Source organism: Halodesulfovibrio marinisediminis DSM 17456, assembly GCF_900129975.1.
GTDB classification, from domain to species: Bacteria; Desulfobacterota; Desulfovibrionia; order Desulfovibrionales; family Desulfovibrionaceae; genus Halodesulfovibrio; species Halodesulfovibrio marinisediminis.
Window position 1 is genome coordinate 43,930 of sequence record NZ_FSRG01000009.1, and the last position, 17,553, is coordinate 61,482.

Consider the following 17,553-nt stretch of genomic DNA (forward strand, 5'->3'; position numbering starts at 1 on the left):
GGATGGTTTGGGTTGTTTGTTGTGATATAGAATAACTAGGTTTTAATTGGGTAATTTAACAGCATTTGTTTAGCCAATGCTCAATGGAGAGATGCATATATATGACTGTGAGGCGGTGCTGGCTTCACACCGCCTCAAGCAGGCACTCTGATTTGTACAGAGTATGTGGGCTATGGGCTATTTCTAAAGTAATCATGCACCGCGTTCTGAGTTGATACGATTACATGGATTTATTTAAAAATGACCCTTAACCTGTTGCTTCGGAGATTTCTTTTTTTAGATGGTCAGGAAGTACGGCATGCATGTGTACTGCAAAGCTGCTGCCTGTTCCCGGTTCTGAGGCTACTGAAATAGTACCGCCGTGTTGCTGTACTGTCTGGTTTGCTACAAACAGTCCTATGCCGGTTCCTGCAGCACCTTTGGATGAGAAGAAGAGCGTAAACAGCTTTTCACGTGTTTCCTGTGTCATGCCGGTACCGTTGTCGGTAATAGTAAAATCAACCGTTTTGCCATCTGTGCATACAGAAAATTCTACACAGTATTCGGCTGTTGAACGTGATGCTTCACAGGAATCCACAGCATTTTCCAAAATGTTAACCAACGCGGACGATAAGCCGCTGTAGTCAGCCTCAATAGTGCCGTCTTCCGGCGCAACACATTTGAAAGTAACGCCTCTTGCATCTGCTTTTGGACGAATGATGTTTTCAATTTCCCGTACAAAGTTCGGCAGAATAATCACTTCCCAGTTCAAAGAGCGCTCTTTGGCGTAGTGCAGAATATCCAGTACCATTTTACGTAAGCGGTCGATCAAAAGGGTAAGGTCATTAAAGCTGTCCAGCACGCGTTCCGGCTTATCCATTTTTATGCCGGTACCAAGACGGTAGATGCCACCATCCAACGCTGTAAGCAGACCTTTTATGCCGTGTGCGGTAGAACCAAGCAGCAGCCCGAGAGTTGAAAGTCTGTCCTGCAAGGCGCGAAGCTGTGTAATGTCTGTAGACATTTCCATTACTTCTGCAATATTGCCTTCCACATCGCAAATGGGGGCAGTCCAAATAAGTACGTTGCGTTGTTCTCCTGTCTTCGTGGTGATGACGGTTTCGTACTGGTGAGGTTTGCCGTCTTCAAATGTTTTCATTACCGGACACTTAGTGCACGGTGTATCCCGATGTGCGTAAAGCTTGTAACAGCTTTTGCCGAGTGAACTTCCAAAGTCTTCGCGGAATCGTCTGTTGTTCGCGATAATTTTAAGATCTTTATTCTGTACGCTGATATAGGACGGGGATTCTTCAAAAAGCTGTTGGTAGCGATGACGAGTGATACGCAGTTCTTCCTGCATATTTTGTACTGCGGTCATGTCTGCTGCCAATTCCAATACCAGCTCAATGGTGCCGTCGTTATCCAGAATTGGCACAGCGTTTACCTGTACTGGCAGCTTGTTACCGTTTTTATCTGTGATGAACTCCTGTGACGACTGAGCATCACCTGAAAGCAGAACGCGTTCTACAGGCGAGCTGTCAGGACGGTGGGTATCATTCTCCTTGTATGCCCACCAGCTTGGCTTACCGGTAGCAGGTCCTATTCGTTCGTTGAAGAGCGGATTGCTGGAGATAATTTCACTGTTGGCATTGTGTACGGAAACAAAACATGGCAGCTGGTTGAACATCATAGAGCCGCCGTCAATGTTGCTTACGATAGTTCGCAAGCCATCCGCAAAGCCTTCTGCAATTTGCAGTGCAGCAAGCTGTCGTTCCTGTTCCACAATCTGGGTGGCCTGTTCGTCAACAAGGCGTTCAAGGTCGCACGTGTACTGGTTGAGCTGACGACGCATATCAATACGTTCATGCGCACGTTTGAGCGCAATTTCCAGCGCATCCTCGTTGATAGGCTTAGTAATGAAGTCTGTCGCGTTACGCTTGATGCTCTGGATAGCCAGTTCCATGTCACCATGACCCGTGATCATGATGACTTCCGTATCCGGAGCCTGAAATTTGAATGTATCAAGAAGGTCGAGACCGCTCAGGCCAGGCATCTTGATGTCGGTCAGTACGATTTCCGGCTCGTACTTGTTGAAGAGCTCTATGCCTTCTTCGCCGCTGGCTGCTGTGTATACAGTGTATCCCAGATCCCGCAGCGACAGACCTAAGATTTTCCGAATGCCTTCCTCATCATCCACAAGCAGAATCGTGTACAACATTATTCCTCCAGCGGTTCATCGAGGAGTGTTTTGCCTCTTTCTTTTTTGGTGAGGCTTTTTTTGCCTCCGGCGGCTGTGGGAAACCCTGTTCCACTGTCTTTATCCGTAATCTCTCATTCTTCGAGAGCGGCTAAAGCTTTGGAAAAGGGTTCTCCCCCAGACCCCCTTCCTAAAACTTTTATTAGGACTGATTACAGTTGTGGGTGGTCATTAGCCTAATAGGCTATGTGTACTTGTCACAAGTAAACCAGTCTTAAGCGCGGTCAAGGGGGCGTCCCTCTTGCGGGTGCAGGGCAGAGCCCTAGCCCCTCGGAGAGCCGCCGGAGGCAATTATCGTCAATTAAGCGTTTTCTTTTTCAGCCAGTGCACCTTTGATGATTTCAAGGAGTGCATTGGGGTCGAAAGGTTTTTTCAGGGACGCAACAGCGTTTTTAATAGCGAGATGAATGCCCGGGAGGCCGCTGATCACGATAACCGGAGTCTTTTCGAAGCCCGGTTCTTTTGACATTTTGCGGTAGAAGCGTGGGCCCCATTCTTCCGGCATTTCCAGATCAAGAGTTACGAGATCCGGCTTTTCGCGTTTCAGCACTTCGAAGCCTTCGGCACCGTTGGACGCTGAGCATGTTGCGTAGCCATTGTCGGTTAAAATATCGATGAGGTATTTAACAATATATGGATCGTCATCAATTACAAGGACTTTGTGTGGCATTATAGTCACTCCTTGGTAGTAGCAGGTTATTCGGAAACACTCTGTTTAAGCAGACCACGAACTGTAGCAAGGAGCTCATCAGGGCTTGGCGGTTTTTCCACATAGGCTTCGGGTGGAGGAAGTTCCTTTTCCGATATGCCTATCATGTTAAGGGCATGGGTAAAACCCTCAGGAGCCACTGCGGAAAGCATCACTACCGGTACATCTGCCAATTCCGGCGTTGTTCTAATTCTCCGGTACATATTGATTCCGCCCCATTCGGGCATCATCACATCAAGCACGATTAACGATGGCTTGTTAGCGCGCGCTTTATCGTAACCTTCACTGCCGTTACGGGCACTTTCTACCCGCATGCCACTTGTTTCGAACAGCGTTTTTAAGAACAGCCTGAAACTGAGTTCGTCATCTACTACAAGTACGCGCGGTGTATGCATGTTTCACCTCTAACCAGCATGTGTCTTTTATGCACGCGACACACTGGCGACAGGGCAGGCGGAGCGGACAACAACCTGTTCAATGGTGCTGCCAAGCTCTGCGTCTTCTGCTGGTACTTCAGCAGTATGGTGTGCCATGATGATGAGGTCGGCTTGTTTTTCCCGAGCGAATTTAAGAATTTCAACGTACGGGGTGCCTTCCCAGATTTCTACATCATAGTTGTCATAACCGGTCAGTTTGGAAACGTAGCGCTCGTCAATTTTCTTCTGTGCAGCTTCAAGCTGGCGTTCGATATCGTTCTGAGACGGGAACAGACCTAACTTGGAGTTGTTAATATCGAATGCATGGAAGATGTTAAGCTTTGCGCCAATCTCTTCAGCAGTGGTACGTGCAAACTCGAAAGCAGTGTCAGCTGCAGGGGAGAAGTCTGTACAGTACACAATGTTTGAGAAGAGTTTCCAGCAGGTTGTGCATGGTCTGTTAACGATGAGCACAGGGCACTTCGCAAGGCGTGCTACCTTTTCCATGGTGCGGCCTACAATAGAGCGGGAACGGGCAGATTCCGGATCATCATCACGGGTGTTTGCACCCATAACAATAAGATCAACCCCTTCCTTACGTGCAAAACGCAGGATTTCGGTAGCTGGAACGCCTACAGCAAGTTCCAGTGCTGTGTTTTCGCTTTCAGCCAGCTGAGTTGCGTAGGTTGTTTTTAATTCTTCCATAACCCAGTCACGGTAATCAGCATCTACTATTTCTTCTTCACCAGTGCGAAGGTCTGTCACAGTATGGCTGAAACCTCGGGATGGAACGCCGAGAACATGCAGGGCATACAGTTTAGCATTGTTTTTTTGTGCGAGATCAAAAGAAACCTTGGCTGCGTTATCGCAAGCGGGGGAAGCTGATGTAGCGAACAGAATTTTCTTAAACATATGCTACCTCCTAAGGCTGCATGTAAGGGAACCGCCTTGAAAACCAAGCTCCCAGGCAATTCCTTCGATTACTTCGAAGAGAGAGAACGTTGTGTTGCAGTACAACTCGCTGGTTCTGTCTCCGAATAGTACGTGTCGCATTTGGCCAAGCGAAAAAGGCATGTCCAGCAGGTTGTTGAGCCGGTAAAAACGCAGCTCATGTCTGCCCTGATTGTTTATGCCGCGTACCAGAGTATGGATGTTCATTTCCGGCGTACCGGGAGCACCTGTCATCTCCAGTTGTCTATAGAGTTCCAAATGCGTGAAGTCCTCTGTCGTGCATCCTGAATCGTTGCAGGTAGCCGCATCATTGCAGGCTCCCTGCAAAAAAGGATTCAGGCGAAGTATATCTGGATACGCAGAAAACAAGGAGAAGAACGAGCGCAGAGTTACCCCATCCTCAAGCACAATCCTTTGGCTGAGGCAGCTGATAATATCAGCAACAGCAGAGTTGTTCTGCCGGAGCGTGCCATCGGGGGAGAGGTTGAGTTCTTCCATGCTGCTTCTCCTGTTTTACATGCTCTTATTCTGGCTGGTGACAGGCTTTACACTGTACCGGGCCTTTATTCTGTTTCTCGTGGCAGGTAATGCACTGTAAGTGGAATGCTCTGCGTAACGGGGTTACGCCGCTCTTCTTGTTTACGGAGTGACAGTCTGCGCATGGAAGTTCTTCATCGTATTCCAGAACTTTTATGCCTTCGTCACTGCCGTGGTGACATGCACTACAGTCTTCATCCAGACCAGCTTTCTCGTTATGTGGATCGTGATCAAAGACAGCTGGTGCATACTTGAACGGTGCAAGCTGCGGTACATCCATTCTGCCTTCAGGCATGCCTTCAGCTACTGCGGTTGCTACCGGAACGGTCAGCATGAAGGCAAAGACCATCAGTATCGAAGTGAATACTTTGTTCATGGTGCTCTCCATTTATTCCGGTTTTTCCATTAACTCGTAAATGAGATCGCCGAGGAATTTGAGTTCAATTCCAAGCTCGTAATGGTGGATAACATCCTCGAGACCGCCGTGACAGTTGTGACACGGAGCAATGCAGATCTTAGCACCTGTTGCTTTAAGCTGATCGGCTTTAGCACGGTTGCCTTCTACACGTACTTTTTTGAATGGAGGTCCACAGTTAATAACGCCGCCGCCAGCTGAACAACAGAAGTTGTGTTCGCGGTTTGGATACATTTCTATGACGTTTTCACATAGTTCGTGAGCAACGTAGCGAAGTTTATCCATAAGACCGTAGCCGCGGATGATGTTACAAGGATCGTGGATTGTTACCGGTTCCTGAAGTTTGTGGGTAAGCTTGATGCGACCCTGCTCAAAGAGCTCTGCAAAGAACTCAATGGAGTGCACTACAGGTACCGGATAGTCTTTGTAACCGAGCCAGCGGTTGCCGTTATCGTAGATGGAGCGGAATGCGTGACCACATTCACCCATAACAATTCGGCTTACTTTAAGCTTCTGCGCCAGTTCGTAGTGCTGTCGTTTCAGGCGGCCCATCATTTCAAAGTCGCCGGAGTACATACACATGTCACTGTTATCCCAGCCCGGCATGGATGGCATAGTCCAGTCACAGCCGGCATGGTTCATGATTGCAGCAGCCTGATAGATAAGCTGGGTACGGAATTTTGGTTCCGGTGCGATAACGGAGTAGAAGAAGTCAGCCCCTTCCTTATCCATAGGGATGCGGAGACCGGGGAATTCTTCACGTGCTTCGTCTTCCTGCCAGAAGAGACTGTCAATCCACTCGTCATCTTTTACCCACATCTGGTTCATGGTTGCAGAGTGGGAGTGTGCTGTATCCTGAATGTACTGTGGTGTTACGCCAAGTTTGTGACAGAAGCGGCGAATAGTTGTCATGATGTAAGCTACATCAATACCAATAGGACAGTAGTGAACACAGCGGCGACATAAGTTACATTCTGTATATGCAACCTGTGCCATGCCGTAGATGTCTTCAGGAGTTACTTTGCCGTCTGCGGCAAGCAGCTTGGTCATGGTCTGTGAAACTTTGCCTACAGGGGAGTAGGAAGGATCGTTGCCATGGGAAACGAAGAAGTGACAAGCTTCTGCACACATGCCGCAACGCATGCAGCTTTCGGAGAAAGCTTTAAGTTTGGCACCGGTTTCATTATCAATGAGAGCTTTGAATGTCTGCTGGATCTTATCAGTAGTAAGCTTGCTTACACCGTAGGCGAGACCTTCATCCTCAATTTTTCTGTTTTGAATACTCATTAGTTCCTCCAGTCCCGTTACCAGTCTTTACAGTTGCGTACGCCGCCGAATTCAGACCCTATGTAGGCTCTGGTGAACAGGGCGAACAAGATATGAGCAAGACGGGTGAACGGAATGGCAACGATAAGAGCTTCTGCTGTGAGTATGTGCAGCAGTGGCAGAATTTCTCCGCCGATGCTCCATGAACAGAGTATTGCTGTAACAAACGGAGCCGCAACAAGACCGAGGGTAATCCAGTCGTTTGCGCGGGTAACATAGCGGACAGTAACGTTGGTTACGCGGCGGTATGCAAAGTAACAGCAACAGGCAATCACAATAAGTGTTAGAGCTTGAGCAGCTTCTGGAGACAGTGTCGGATAGGTGATTCCGAACGCGTTTTCCAAAAGAATCTGATGAGGGGTCACAAAAATAACCAAAATGACAAAGCAAAAATGGAATACATAGGTAACTGCAGTAAGAACTGGATTTGTTTTCCAACCAAGTGATCTGTAGGGAATAAACCAGTTGAAAATTGAGCGCAGGCTAAATTTCCAGTTCATGTATGCTACAGATGACGCATCTTTTTGTTTAGCAAGGGAGTACATGGACCACAGGCGCCACACTGCGGTTACAGCCAGAATGATAAAGGCTGCCCATGCTAACGGTCCTACAGCAAAATTGTAGAGACTGTTCATAGCGAAATCTCCAGTCGTTTATTTAGGCACATTAGCAACAATACGCAGAGCTTTTCCATCGTGAAGACCACGAACAAGAACTTTGCTGCCATCGGCATTGAAGATAGGGTCAAAGCACATATCAAATTCGCTGCCGACTGTTTTGCCGTTAACGAGTACAGTGTACTTGCCATTCTTACGCACTTTGACACCAACCGATTCGCTCTTTGGACAGAATACAGGTTTCCACGCCATGTCGTATGAACCATCCCAAGCGGAACCGTTTACACAAATACGCCAATTTTTATTAATGGTGTTTGCAAGAGCAGCAGCCTTATTGCCGTCAGGAGATACTGCAAGGTCTGTAATAACAGGGAAGCGCATATCCCAAGGCTTGTCGTTAACTGCAACGGTGAATTTCCCGTATTCAGGGGCAACAATAGCGTAGAGGTTTTCGCCGCCTGCACCATACTGCTGGTGCCAGCAGTTAGCGTATTGGGCTTGCCATATGAGCTGTCCGTCCTTAGCCATTCCCCATTTTCCACCTTGACGAACCGGCGCAACAACGTGCTTTCCGTCCGGAGTGAAACATGGTTCCCATACGCCCTGATACGTATTATCCCAAACAATATTGTCTACAATAATACTGTATTCATAGAGGTTGAGACGTACCTGTGCAGCAACGCGGTATGCATTGTTGTCAAATACAGGTGTCCATAAATTCATGAGATTGTTATCCCACGCAACGCCGTCAACTGCGAGGGAGAATATGCCGCTGCGGAATGTTTTCAGATCTGCCTGACCCATAGGCTTAACCTGAACTACAGCTGCTGATTTCGTCCCGTCGGGGCTGAACGCAAAGTTGTTGGCGTTTTCAAAAAGGTTTTCCCAGATTGCTCCGTTCACGGACATGCCATACTCCATGTCCTGCTGAACTGCTGTGGCAACGTTTTTGCCGTCAGCACTGAACAATGGGGACCAGACAAAGCCATAGGTTTCTTCCCAAGCCTTGTCGTCTACCATCATGGTCCATTCTTCGTCCTGCATCGCATAGCAGCAAAGATCACCATTGGCAGTGTACTTAAGTTCCCACAATTTCTCGAATGTGTTTTCAGAAACACTGTCATTCGTCCGTATTGAGAACTCAGCATCATCTAGGCATACAACGGCGGAAGCCTTTTCCCCATCAGGAGAAATAAAAATCTCTTCCTGCCATTTGTGGTCGTTTTTGGGTGTCATGTCCGCAATGGTGCGCTGACCGACCTCCCAATTCCACGTTTCAGTTTTATACATGCTGGCCTCCTTGGCCATCCAAGGGTTAACAGACGTCCTTTTACCAACACACACGGCAAAAGGAGAAAATATAGTTGCATACTAAATTTTCCTATTTCGTTAATAATGTAGCACAGTCATGTAGAAAAACGTTCATAAAAATTTAAATTAATACGTAACAAGCAAGGTCGGAAATATCTTTCGCAACATGTATGAATTATATTGTTCCTGAAAACAGCATGTTACAAATTCTATTATAGTGATTATAACTATACTGTTTTGGTATGTAACTACTTTCGCAGTTTGAGCTACGTTTATGTTTGACACTAAATGGATAAAGTAGAGTGCTGCGGTATTAAATAGACACAAAAAACTATTTTGAATTTAGAAAAATACTATCATGAAAATACATAATATAACGCGGAATTATTTAGGAAAAATAAAAAGATATGAAATTTAATTTCTACAACAGCAGTGTAGAATAACACGAGATAAGGAAACTATTCACCGTATAGAGATACAGTTCGAAAATGGAAGTTGTGCAGTAATCGTAGGCTAAAAAAGTAGTCGCAGGCGTGTATTTATTATCTACTAATGCAGTATAGAATTAATGAATGGTATTTCGGGATGTTGGATTGGCGTACTGAAAGGTGTGCTGAAGCTGACTAAGAAAGGATAAAAAAAGGCTCAGAACCATATATGATGATACGGTTCTGAGCCTGATAATCTGGTTAAACGTTTTATTGCGCGGAGGGGATAAGCAGGCAGCGTCCGTCGCTCCAAGCCATGCATCGTTCTGCCATACATTTTCCATGGTCAGAATTATCGTCTTTAAAACGAAAGGCAAAATCAGCATTCCCCAACTGAAACGGGCAGATAAGCTTTTTAGCCTCTTCTGAAGAGCGTTTTGGTTGTTGCATAAAATAATCTCCAATGTTGCTTATGCCACATCTGAAAAACAATTTTTATTATATGGCATAATGCTTGGATATGCAATTTGGGAATTTTTTATGATGCTTAAAGTATGGTGTGGAGGGTATCAGAAGAGGTTTTGGGCAAGTTGCTTTTAACCATAAAAAAAAGCGGTCAGTTTTTTCAAACTAACCGCAAGCGTGTTCCATGGTGGTGGGGGGAGGATTTGAACCTCCGAAGGCGTACGCCGACAGATTTACAGTCTGTTCCCTTTGGCCACTCGGGAACCCCACCATGTATGGTCTTGCTAGGAAGATGTATTCCTTGGCAACGAGAATGGGTTCTACGCATGACGGTCTGTTTTGGCAAGTGAAAAGTGTTTACTACTTAACATATTTATTAAGTTAACATTTACTTACAGCAAAAAAATGACTCAAAAGCAAAATAATGTTTGCAAAAATAATCAAGAACACTTAGCCAACACGTTAGAATTTTTCGGCATGTGATTTTGACCAAGTAAAAATCAAGATGATTTTGAAGTCATACAAGGTAAGCAATATATTTTGTATCGCTTCATGAGCGTCTGAGCATGCTGCATTGTTAACATTGTATCGAAATTTGTTTTAATGCAGACCCTACACATGTTTTTTGCTGAATAAAAAAGAAGCGACGAATGAGAAATGACTTACGGAGGGGCTAATGTCAAAAGCAACACAAAAGACAGAATCCAAAACTAGATATTTTTCAGAGAACTTACTCAGCCTCATGGCTGAGTTAGCAGAAGAAATAGAAGCACTGCCTACCGGTTTGCAGAAGCGATTGAACGGTGTGGCTGATCAGCTTTTATGCGAAGTCTACAGCCAGGCACAGTTTGAGCGTTCTGTACCTATTACGCAACGACCACAGTAGAGATAGAATATGAAATAAGTATCTTCGATCTCAGTCAGAGCTACAAATGAGGAGCCTGTTTCAGGTGTGCTGCGTGGTTATCTGATAAAGATCAGTCTTATGCAGACGTTGCCTGAGAAATCCTTTGAGGTAGGTAGGAAAGTCTTCAAGGGGTTCTGGCAGAACTTGAGTGTATAGAAGAGCTTGAAAGCAAGTTCATAGAGACTCAAGTGTCTGGGGCAATTGTTAGTGGATATCCGGTCTTGGGGAGGCTGGGTTTGCATAACGATATATTACGGAACTCAAGACATGAGTTATGAGATTAGACACTAAAAGCCAGTCAATACGACTGGCTTTTTTTATTGGGGAATACGTGGTTGCTAAAGAGAACCGCTTTTGTATGGTTATCAAGTCGCCGTTGCGGCGGGATAGAGTGTAAGCAGATACAGAAAAGGGTAGAACGCAAAAAAGCCAGTCTTTCGACTGGCTTCAAATTCGTGGTGGTGGGGGGAGGATTTGAACCTCCGAAGGCGTACGCCGACAGATTTACAGTCTGTTCCCTTTGGCCACTCGGGAACCCCACCAATTGTGCTTGTTGCTGTAGAACGTATTCCTCAACAACGGAGACGGGTTCTACGCATGTCGGGCACCTTTGGCAAGCTAAAAAAAATATTTTTTCAAATTTTAGGAAAGTCGGGGTGCCTACGGTAGAAGAATGTAGTTTTGTCTATTTGAAGAGAGGCAGTCTTTCTGGAGGATTCTTTGGGGCAGGCGTTGGCTTAGCTCCTGTGGGTAAGCATTGGTTGAGACATGCATTGTGGTCAGATTATACCTTGTAACTATTCATCACTCGTTGCTCTGAATAGTTACATACGGTACATTTACGCTGATAATCTAAAAATATTCAGTCGAAGGAGCCGATGATGAATATGGACCAGTTTACTGACAGCATCACCATTGATGGGGAGATTTATGATTTTGACCCTGAACGCTCAGTAGCATTGATGCCATGCGAAAATTGCGGTCATCTTAATGAGGTGGAAGTAACCAAGCAAAGCGATGAATATGCCCCATCTGCTTTTTCCTGCGAGAACTGTGGGCATTGGAATAGTTTTGACTAAGGAATGCTTTTGTCCGGTGGTAGCTTTTTTTAATCGACCTGCAAAATATTGAACGCTGCACAATCAATTCCTATAAACTGGAGATTGTATGCAGCGTTTTTTTATTACTAACGAAGTCGTAAGTGTGAAACTGTCCGAGACAGCCACGGGCATTCGCCAAAGATTGGCGATTCCGACCTGATGAGCAGCTAGAGAGAAATATGATGAGCAGGAACACAGAGCTAGCAAAAATTCATTTGGGCAAAAAACAGCTTGGCCTCGATGATGATACGTACCAAGTCATGCTGGAAGATATGTTTGGAGTAAGCAGCGCAGCTAAGCTTGATTACAAACAGCGTTATCGTCTGTTGCGCCATATGGAAGAGCGTGGGGCTGTGTTTATTGCTAAACAACAAACAGCACCTAAGCCTGAGAAAGATTTCTATGCTATTCCCGACAATGCTCCGTATATGAAGCAGAAACGTTACATATTGGCTCTGTGGAAAAAACTCGGTTGGAAAACGAGTGGCGTTGATATCTACATGAAAGAACAATTCGACGTAGAGAGTTTTGTTTGGCTTAAGGATCAAGCAGTCCTGCAAGCTATTGCAAAGGACTTAGTCAAGCTCTGCCAAGATCAGGGTATAGAGGTTGAGTAGAACGTAAGTTGAAGAGTTGGTAGCACAGACTAGAGAGCTCGGCATGATTCACAACATTTAGGACCAATACGATATTATCTCCTGCTGTGGCGTCACAAACTAGGTATGACTTTTAAGCGATTTGCCATCAAACTGTCCCAAGTATAAAAAGCAGGTAGCCATTGTGATCCATATGGATGTAAGAATGCTTTTGAGCGGTTTGCCTAATATTAACTATAGATAGGTAAAAGTGCTGAGGAGAAAAGATGCCAAAAAAAGAGATTCTTCAGACTAATGAAGGTGAAAAAAATGCCCAAGCTCCAGCAATAATTTCTGTCAGTCGCTCTACAGACATTCCTGCATATCATTCAGATTGGTTTATGAATAGATTGCGAACGGGCTATCTAGCTTGGATAAACCCATTTAATAGAAAGAAGAGTTACATTAGTTTTAGCAGGACAGGAGCAATTGTTTTTTGGACAAAAAATCCTGCTCCAATGTTGAAGTATCTTGATGAGCTGGATTCACGGAACTTAGCCTACTATTTCCAGTATACACTTAATGACTATGATGCTGAGAAGCTCGAACCAAACGTGCCTAACTTAGAGCGGCGATTGGCAACATTTAAAGAACTTTCAACCCGTATTGGTGCGGACCGTATTGTTTGGCGTTTTGATCCAATTATTTTGGGGAATGGGTTAACCGTATCGTTAATCATTAAGCGCTTTGAAAAGCTGGCGAAGCAACTACAGGGGCATACTAAAAAGGTTGTGATTAGCTTCGTTGATATTGCAGATTATAGGAAGGTGCAAAATACATTGAAGTGTAGTGAGCTGTCTGACCTGCGTGCTCCTTCGATTGATGAAGAAGTTACCTTTGCTATTGAGCTGTCAAAAATTGCAAAAAAATATGGCCTAGCTATAGCGACCTGTTGTGAAAAGAGAGATCTTACAAAGTATGGTGTAAGTAAAAACAAATGCATCGATGATGAACTATTGTTTAAGCTTTGCACTCCGAAGAATGAAAAATTAACTGATTTTTTAAGGCAATATCAAACTCAGCATTCTTTGCTGCCAATGCCAAATCTAAAAATGGTTCCTAAGGATAAAGGGCAGCGTGAAGAATGCGGTTGTGTGATAAGTAAAGACATCGGTATGTATGATACATGTGGGCATCTGTGTGTATATTGCTATGCAAATACTTCAGACAGGGTTGTTACGAAAAATTTGAAGCTTAAAGATAACAATGCTGAAACAATAATTCCAATTTAAGTTCTATTAGCTAAAAACGCTGCAACGTATTTAATTGCAGCGTTTTTTTATTATCTATCAACTTAGTTGGGATTGCACACACAAAAAAAAGCCAGTCTTTCGACTGGCTTTAAATTCGTGGTGGTGGGGGGAGGATTTGAACCTCCGAAGGCGTACGCCGACAGATTTACAGTCTGTTCCCTTTGGCCACTCGGGAACCCCACCAATTGTGCTTGTTGCTGTAGAACGTATTTCTCAACAACGGAGACGGGTTCTACGCATGTCAGATGTGTTTGGCAAGCAGAAATTTAAAAAAAAATTGAACGGCAAGAATAGAAGTGTGTCTTAAACACGATCTTTCAATGATGCATCGCTTGTGATGTTTTGGTAGTCATGAAAAAAAGATTAAGTGTGGAGAAGGAAGAGAAGGCTTTGTAGGGGGTAGGAGTCACGAAAAAAGGCTTACAAAGAATTCATCGTAAGCCTTTTGTAATTATTGTGGATGTAATGACCGGCAAACGGTTGCTGGCTCTTATCTGTAGTGCTTCACTATATCAAGGGTCGCTTTGTAGAGCTTGTTGAAGTGATCGTAAGGGGCTGGAAGCATGCTAGTGAGCTGACTGTTTATGGCGACAATTATTCCAGATACTGGGTCGGCCCAAATAAGTTGGCCTCCCCATCCGCTGTGTCCCAATCCATATTGGTTTGAGATCATAGACTTGTAATAGTAGCTTTTAATGCTGGTCAGTTCTGCAGGAACAGGTTGTCCTTGAGTTTCGGCCTGTTTTATATCTTCGATTGCTTGTGCTTTGTCTTCAATAAGAAGTCGACCGTAGCGGGCAAAGTCAACTGTTGAGCTTAATAAAGAGGCTCCTATTACAGGAGTGCCGTCAAAATCTGTTCCCATGTAGATTGTATTTTGACCACCAATACGGTGAAGAAGAGAGCGTACCATGTCTTCTAAACGGGTTCCTGCTGCATTCGCCAGCGCCATCCCAAGAACGGTCGTGTTAATTGTTGCATAGTTAGCTATCTCGCCTTTCCATTTGTTTGATTTGGAGTTGGGGGCGATATCTATATCCTGCACGAAAAGACTAATAGTTTCTCGTTCGTCGTTTCGTTGTAACCCTATGACTCGTTCGTCACGGTTGAACATTTCCAACGCTTGAGGGTCGTTGAGATACGCAGCCAATTCCGCGACATTGTGATTCACTGCCATGGAGGCAACGTCGCCTACAGTTCGACCACGGAACCCAGAACCAATATTGGGTATAAACTTCTCAATTGATTCGTTTAAAGAAATTTTTCCTTCTTTTAAGACTTGATTCAGCAATATGTAGCCAATTGATTTGGTACTAGATTGATCTGAAAACGTTGAGGAGCGGGAATGCCCATTTTTATAGTGTTCTAGTAAGACGTTCCCATCATGAGTGATTACAACCACTGCAGAGACAGCGGGATGCGCGAGCACTTTTGCTACGCTGGGAATCTCATATAGTTCATAATTAGTAGCTTGAAAGTTGAGTGGGAATATATCCTGGGCGTTCACAGCCATTAAGTTGGGCATGATGTGTTGCAGGTTTGCGAGTCCTTCCCCACGTAATCCTTTTTGCCAAGTGTCAATGTTGAGGATCTTTGTAGGAGGTGGTGACCATGTTGTATCTTCAGATTTATCAGCCGCTGTAGCATTTATACAAAATAAACAGACAAATATTGCTGCATAGATAAATTTATTCATAACAGAACCCTTTATCCAAACCTTAGATTGGTGTTGTGAATTTTTCTGCAAGCAACTTCGAATTGTATTATTTTTCTAACTGGTAACAAATGGTTGTAGTAATTTTTTTTCAAGAAATGAATATTGTTGAACAAAATCTTTCGAAACAAAGTTGCCAACGTTCGTTATCAGAGAATAAGATGTTTCGTTATGAAGTAATGATGATAATCTGACCCTGCAATGTGATAATCTAAATATGCATAGTGCAGAAATGATTTGTAATTGATAACTGTTTTGACTTTAGTGCTATATTTATAGTTCAGCGTTTTTTTCTTCAGTCGCAAAAGCTAAAGTGCTATGCTCTTAGCTATCAAAAAACTACAAAGCTTCACCCTAAGCAGTTATAAAAGGACAGGTGATGATATGGTAAATGGAAATGGAAAAGTCTCAAAAGTAATATCACCCCTTAGTGCGACTATATTAGCTTTCGGAATTGTTGCGGCGGCAGCCGTCATTATGTTGGGGCTTATTAATTTTCGCGGGTCAGAACGTTATGTGACCGTAAAAGGGCTTGCTTTAAAAGATGTAGAGGCAAATACTGCCTCATGGTCAATCAAACATGTCGTTACTGGTGATGATCTTTCAGCATTACAGGTTACGATTGAGGCAAATTCAAACCTCATTAAGCAGTTCCTGTTGGATCAGGGACTGTCTAAGGATGCTAAGCTCTTCAAGACAGTAGACGTTCAGGATCGTTTTGCTGTTACATATGGACAAGAGGGGCCTGTTGGACAGCGCTATATAGTTTCCGAAATTATTACGGTTCAGACAGATGATCTTGATGCTATTGATCGTGCGTATCAAAATGTGGGTGAGTTGATTAAAAAAGGTGTCAGCATAATCAAAGAAGGTCACCCTGAATCAGGCAACCCGGTATATATCTTTACACAGTTGAATGAAATTAAGCCTGAAATGATTCATGAGGCTACCGTCAATGCCCGTAGCAGTGCCGAACAGTTTGCTAAAGACTCCGGAGCGGAGGTAGGTGCAATTAAGCAAGCGAACCAAGGCGTATTCCAGCTGTATCCAAGGAATTCAAGTGACATGTATATGGAGAAGTTCTCACGATACAAAACGATACGCGTAGTTTCGACTATCAAGTTTTATCTGAAATAGATTATGAAGAGCCCTTAGCCACTAAGGGCTTTTTTTATGCATAAGAGCTGGGCACGTGCAAAGAAGGATAGAAAGAGATTAGGCTAGTAGGGCAGTATGGGATAGGAAGGAGATAGACTTTTTAGCGTGTAGAAAACAAACGCTGGTGAGTTCGGCAAGAGTCGTTTTATCGAAATGGGACGCAAGGGCGGATTGTTATGCAATGACGCGCTTAAAGAAATTTGGACACAAAAAAAGCCAGTCTTTCGACTGGCTTGATTTTCGTGGTGGTGGGGGGAGGATTTGAACCTCCGAAGGCGTACGCCGACAGATTTACAGTCTGTTCCCTTTGGCCACTCGGGAACCCCACCTGCTGGAGCTGGCGATGGGACTTGAACCCGCAACCTGCTGATTACAAATCAGCTGCTCTACCAATTGAGCTACGCCAGCAGCGAAGACAGGATTTATAGACACTGGAAGGTTTTGGCAAGCAAAAAATGAAAAAAAATGAAATTTATTATTTCGGCGGGCTGATAGGGAGAGGTTTTCTGCGTTTTAGCCTGTTTTCAGTATCTAGAAAGTGGTTTTTTACTACCTGTCCTTTTTTGGGGATGTGCAAGCGGATTGAATAAGAGGTTGAACGTTATGCGCTGCAAAGAGGAAGAGTTTTGTGCTTTTTTGAAAGAGAACTTTTAGGGGGAGGTAGGATTCGGTCTGGAAGAGGAATGAGGAGCGCAAAATTCGGACATAAAAAAAGCCAGTCTTTCGACTGGCTAAATTTTCGTGGTGGTGGGGGGAGGATTTGAACCTCCGAAGGCATACGCCGACAGATTTACAGTCTGTTCCCTTTGGCCACTCGGGAACCCCACCTGATTATGTTGTCTAAGGAAATGTTTTCCAGCAACGGAGAAGACTTTTACGGATGAGTGCCTAATTTAGCAAGTAAAAATTTAACTATTTTGAAAATAAATCAATCTTCATTGATGGATACAGGTGGGGGTTCTTTTCAAAATCTTTAAAATCAAACCGTTATGTGTTGATGATGATTTGTATGGTAGTCACAACAAAGCTTATGAACGTCATAAATAAGATAGCCGAATAGAAGCGGACGCTTATGGACCAGATAGGGTGACCCTTATATTTGTCTGCGCTACGCCACAGCGCAATGCACATAAATCCAGTGTACAGCAACGCAAGCAAAAGCCAGCCGAGGCGAAAAGAGGTTGGGACATCCTTTGCTTCAAATGTAAATTCATTCACACAAAGAATTATTATGATGCCGAGAATTACACCAAAGAACCAAAAGGCAACGTATAGTGGCAGTTCGCCTCGCCATAGTTTTCTTAAAATCCCCATAGACTCCTCTGTGGTTAAAAGGCTTCAATTAACTATAAATTTCTTGGGGATAAGTTCATTT

At 44.3% G+C, this 17,553-nt stretch carries 17 protein-coding genes and 6 tRNA genes; 5 read left to right on the forward strand and 18 right to left on the reverse strand.

Translation table 11 applies throughout. The annotated features are described in order from the left end of the window. Window positions 1-247 precede the first annotated feature (247 nt). The 11 genes from BUR09_RS16105 to BUR09_RS16155 form a co-directional block, all read right to left on the reverse strand. On the reverse strand, window positions 248-2,197 hold the full coding sequence (locus BUR09_RS16105) for a response regulator (protein WP_074217978.1): 1,950 nt from the start codon (window positions 2,195-2,197) through the stop codon (window positions 248-250). Between the two features lie 340 nt (window positions 2,198-2,537). Further along, a complete protein-coding gene (divK, locus tag BUR09_RS16110) occupies window positions 2,538-2,906 on the reverse strand; it encodes a DVU0259 family response regulator domain-containing protein (RefSeq protein ID WP_074217979.1) in 369 nt (122 codons plus the stop codon). A 26-nt stretch (window positions 2,907-2,932) separates the two neighbouring features. Then, window positions 2,933-3,340, reverse strand: a complete 408-nt coding sequence (locus BUR09_RS16115) for a response regulator (protein ID WP_074217980.1) — start codon at window positions 3,338-3,340, stop codon at window positions 2,933-2,935. Between the two features lie 27 nt (window positions 3,341-3,367). Further along, complete coding sequence (locus BUR09_RS16120) at window positions 3,368-4,273, reverse strand: universal stress protein (protein WP_074217981.1); 906 nt, start codon at window positions 4,271-4,273, stop codon at window positions 3,368-3,370. A gap of 3 nt (window positions 4,274-4,276) precedes the next feature. Next, window positions 4,277-4,810, reverse strand: a complete 534-nt coding sequence (locus tag BUR09_RS16125) for a hypothetical protein (protein WP_074217982.1) — start codon at window positions 4,808-4,810, stop codon at window positions 4,277-4,279. A 25-nt stretch (window positions 4,811-4,835) separates the two neighbouring features. After that, window positions 4,836-5,225 carry an acidic tetraheme cytochrome c3 TmcA gene (gene tmcA / locus BUR09_RS16130; protein WP_074217983.1) on the reverse strand — a complete coding sequence of 130 codons (390 nt, stop codon included), beginning with the start codon at window positions 5,223-5,225 and terminating at the stop codon, window positions 4,836-4,838. 12 nt (window positions 5,226-5,237) lie between these two features. Then, the gene (gene tmcB / locus BUR09_RS16135; protein ID WP_074217984.1) at window positions 5,238-6,551 is read right to left on the reverse strand and encodes an electron transfer complex ferredoxin TmcB; all 1,314 of its coding nucleotides are present in this window, start codon (window positions 6,549-6,551) and stop codon (window positions 5,238-5,240) included. Between the two features lie 17 nt (window positions 6,552-6,568). Then, a complete protein-coding gene (tmcC, locus tag BUR09_RS16140; RefSeq protein WP_074217985.1) occupies window positions 6,569-7,225 on the reverse strand; it encodes a TmcC family electron transfer complex membrane anchor subunit in 657 nt (218 codons plus the stop codon). A gap of 18 nt (window positions 7,226-7,243) precedes the next feature. Continuing rightward, entirely contained in the window at window positions 7,244-8,497 is a 1,254-nt protein-coding gene (gene tmcD, locus BUR09_RS16145) for an electron transfer complex subunit TmcD (protein ID WP_074217986.1), read from the reverse strand. Window positions 8,498-9,216: 719 nt separating this feature from the next. Then, complete coding sequence (locus BUR09_RS16150) at window positions 9,217-9,396, reverse strand: hypothetical protein (RefSeq protein ID WP_074217987.1); 180 nt, start codon at window positions 9,394-9,396, stop codon at window positions 9,217-9,219. Between the two features lie 200 nt (window positions 9,397-9,596). Next, window positions 9,597-9,682 (reverse strand) — tRNA-Tyr (locus tag BUR09_RS16155). Between the two features lie 405 nt (window positions 9,683-10,087). Here BUR09_RS16155 and BUR09_RS16160 point away from each other — a divergent pair. Then, a complete protein-coding gene (locus BUR09_RS16160; protein ID WP_074217988.1) occupies window positions 10,088-10,297 on the forward strand; it encodes a hypothetical protein in 210 nt (69 codons plus the stop codon). A gap of 477 nt (window positions 10,298-10,774) precedes the next feature. Here the strand turns inward: BUR09_RS16160 and BUR09_RS16165 are convergent. Further along, window positions 10,775-10,860: transfer RNA gene (locus BUR09_RS16165), tRNA-Tyr, on the reverse strand. A gap of 339 nt (window positions 10,861-11,199) precedes the next feature. On the opposite strand from BUR09_RS16165, the gene BUR09_RS16170 reads away from it, so the two are divergent. The 3 genes from BUR09_RS16170 to BUR09_RS16180 all read left to right on the forward strand — a co-directional run bounded on the left by BUR09_RS16170 (window position 11,200) and on the right by BUR09_RS16180 (window position 13,285). After that, complete coding sequence (locus BUR09_RS16170) at window positions 11,200-11,397, forward strand: hypothetical protein (RefSeq protein WP_139296878.1); 198 nt, start codon at window positions 11,200-11,202, stop codon at window positions 11,395-11,397. 200 nt (window positions 11,398-11,597) lie between these two features. Beyond that, the gene (locus BUR09_RS16175; protein ID WP_245796753.1) at window positions 11,598-12,035 is read left to right on the forward strand and encodes a regulatory protein GemA; all 438 of its coding nucleotides are present in this window, start codon (window positions 11,598-11,600) and stop codon (window positions 12,033-12,035) included. Window positions 12,036-12,280: 245 nt separating this feature from the next. Continuing rightward, window positions 12,281-13,285 (forward strand): DUF1848 domain-containing protein, encoded by a 1,005-nt coding sequence (locus BUR09_RS16180; RefSeq protein ID WP_074217989.1) that lies wholly within the window; start codon window positions 12,281-12,283, stop codon window positions 13,283-13,285. Window positions 13,286-13,403: 118 nt separating this feature from the next. Here BUR09_RS16180 and BUR09_RS16185 read toward each other — a convergent pair. Both BUR09_RS16185 and BUR09_RS16190 read right to left on the reverse strand, forming a co-directional pair. Next, a tRNA-Tyr gene (locus BUR09_RS16185) sits at window positions 13,404-13,489 on the reverse strand. A 307-nt stretch (window positions 13,490-13,796) separates the two neighbouring features. Next, the gene (locus tag BUR09_RS16190) at window positions 13,797-15,002 is read right to left on the reverse strand and encodes a serine hydrolase domain-containing protein (protein ID WP_074217990.1); all 1,206 of its coding nucleotides are present in this window, start codon (window positions 15,000-15,002) and stop codon (window positions 13,797-13,799) included. 402 nt (window positions 15,003-15,404) lie between these two features. Between BUR09_RS16190 and BUR09_RS16195 the strand changes: the two genes are divergently transcribed. Then, window positions 15,405-16,157, forward strand: coding sequence for an SIMPL domain-containing protein (locus tag BUR09_RS16195; protein ID WP_074217991.1), 753 nt, complete (start codon window positions 15,405-15,407; stop codon window positions 16,155-16,157). A gap of 264 nt (window positions 16,158-16,421) precedes the next feature. On the opposite strand, the gene BUR09_RS16200 is transcribed toward BUR09_RS16195, so the two are convergent. The 4 genes from BUR09_RS16200 to BUR09_RS16215 all read right to left on the reverse strand — a co-directional run bounded on the left by BUR09_RS16200 (window position 16,422) and on the right by BUR09_RS16215 (window position 17,492). Beyond that, window positions 16,422-16,507: transfer RNA gene (locus tag BUR09_RS16200), tRNA-Tyr, on the reverse strand. Between the two features lie 3 nt (window positions 16,508-16,510). Continuing rightward, window positions 16,511-16,586 (reverse strand) — tRNA-Thr (locus BUR09_RS16205). A gap of 334 nt (window positions 16,587-16,920) precedes the next feature. Beyond that, window positions 16,921-17,006, reverse strand: a tRNA-Tyr gene (locus tag BUR09_RS16210). A 159-nt stretch (window positions 17,007-17,165) separates the two neighbouring features. Then, on the reverse strand, window positions 17,166-17,492 hold the full coding sequence (locus BUR09_RS16215) for a hypothetical protein (protein WP_074217992.1): 327 nt from the start codon (window positions 17,490-17,492) through the stop codon (window positions 17,166-17,168). Between the last annotated feature and the right edge of the window lie 61 nt (window positions 17,493-17,553).

What these genes read in the sequence shown, in the direction of transcription:
- tmcC (WP_074217985.1), bottom strand. Translation starts at nt 7,225, where the DNA reads ATGAACAGTCTCTACAATTTTGCTGTAGGACCGTTAGCATGGGCAGCC.
- BUR09_RS16195 (WP_074217991.1), top strand. Translation starts at nt 15,405, where the DNA reads ATGGTAAATGGAAATGGAAAAGTCTCAAAAGTAATATCACCCCTTAGT.
- divK (WP_074217979.1), bottom strand. Translation starts at nt 2,906, where the DNA reads ATGCCACACAAAGTCCTTGTAATTGATGACGATCCATATATTGTTAAA.
- BUR09_RS16125 (WP_074217982.1), bottom strand. Translation starts at nt 4,810, where the DNA reads ATGGAAGAACTCAACCTCTCCCCCGATGGCACGCTCCGGCAGAACAAC.
- BUR09_RS16115 (WP_074217980.1), bottom strand. Translation starts at nt 3,340, where the DNA reads ATGCATACACCGCGCGTACTTGTAGTAGATGACGAACTCAGTTTCAGG.
- BUR09_RS16170 (WP_139296878.1), top strand. Translation starts at nt 11,200, where the DNA reads ATGAATATGGACCAGTTTACTGACAGCATCACCATTGATGGGGAGATT.
- BUR09_RS16190 (WP_074217990.1), bottom strand. Translation starts at nt 15,002, where the DNA reads ATGAATAAATTTATCTATGCAGCAATATTTGTCTGTTTATTTTGTATA.
- tmcD (WP_074217986.1), bottom strand. Translation starts at nt 8,497, where the DNA reads ATGTATAAAACTGAAACGTGGAATTGGGAGGTCGGTCAGCGCACCATT.
- BUR09_RS16105 (WP_074217978.1), bottom strand. Translation starts at nt 2,197, where the DNA reads ATGTTGTACACGATTCTGCTTGTGGATGATGAGGAAGGCATTCGGAAA.
- BUR09_RS16120 (WP_074217981.1), bottom strand. Translation starts at nt 4,273, where the DNA reads ATGTTTAAGAAAATTCTGTTCGCTACATCAGCTTCCCCCGCTTGCGAT.
- BUR09_RS16180 (WP_074217989.1), top strand. Translation starts at nt 12,281, where the DNA reads ATGCCAAAAAAAGAGATTCTTCAGACTAATGAAGGTGAAAAAAATGCC.
- BUR09_RS16215 (WP_074217992.1), bottom strand. Translation starts at nt 17,492, where the DNA reads ATGGGGATTTTAAGAAAACTATGGCGAGGCGAACTGCCACTATACGTT.
- BUR09_RS16160 (WP_074217988.1), top strand. Translation starts at nt 10,088, where the DNA reads ATGTCAAAAGCAACACAAAAGACAGAATCCAAAACTAGATATTTTTCA.
- BUR09_RS16175 (WP_245796753.1), top strand. Translation starts at nt 11,598, where the DNA reads ATGATGAGCAGGAACACAGAGCTAGCAAAAATTCATTTGGGCAAAAAA.
- tmcB (WP_074217984.1), bottom strand. Translation starts at nt 6,551, where the DNA reads ATGAGTATTCAAAACAGAAAAATTGAGGATGAAGGTCTCGCCTACGGT.
- BUR09_RS16150 (WP_074217987.1), bottom strand. Translation starts at nt 9,396, where the DNA reads ATGCAACAACCAAAACGCTCTTCAGAAGAGGCTAAAAAGCTTATCTGC.
- tmcA (WP_074217983.1), bottom strand. Translation starts at nt 5,225, where the DNA reads ATGAACAAAGTATTCACTTCGATACTGATGGTCTTTGCCTTCATGCTG.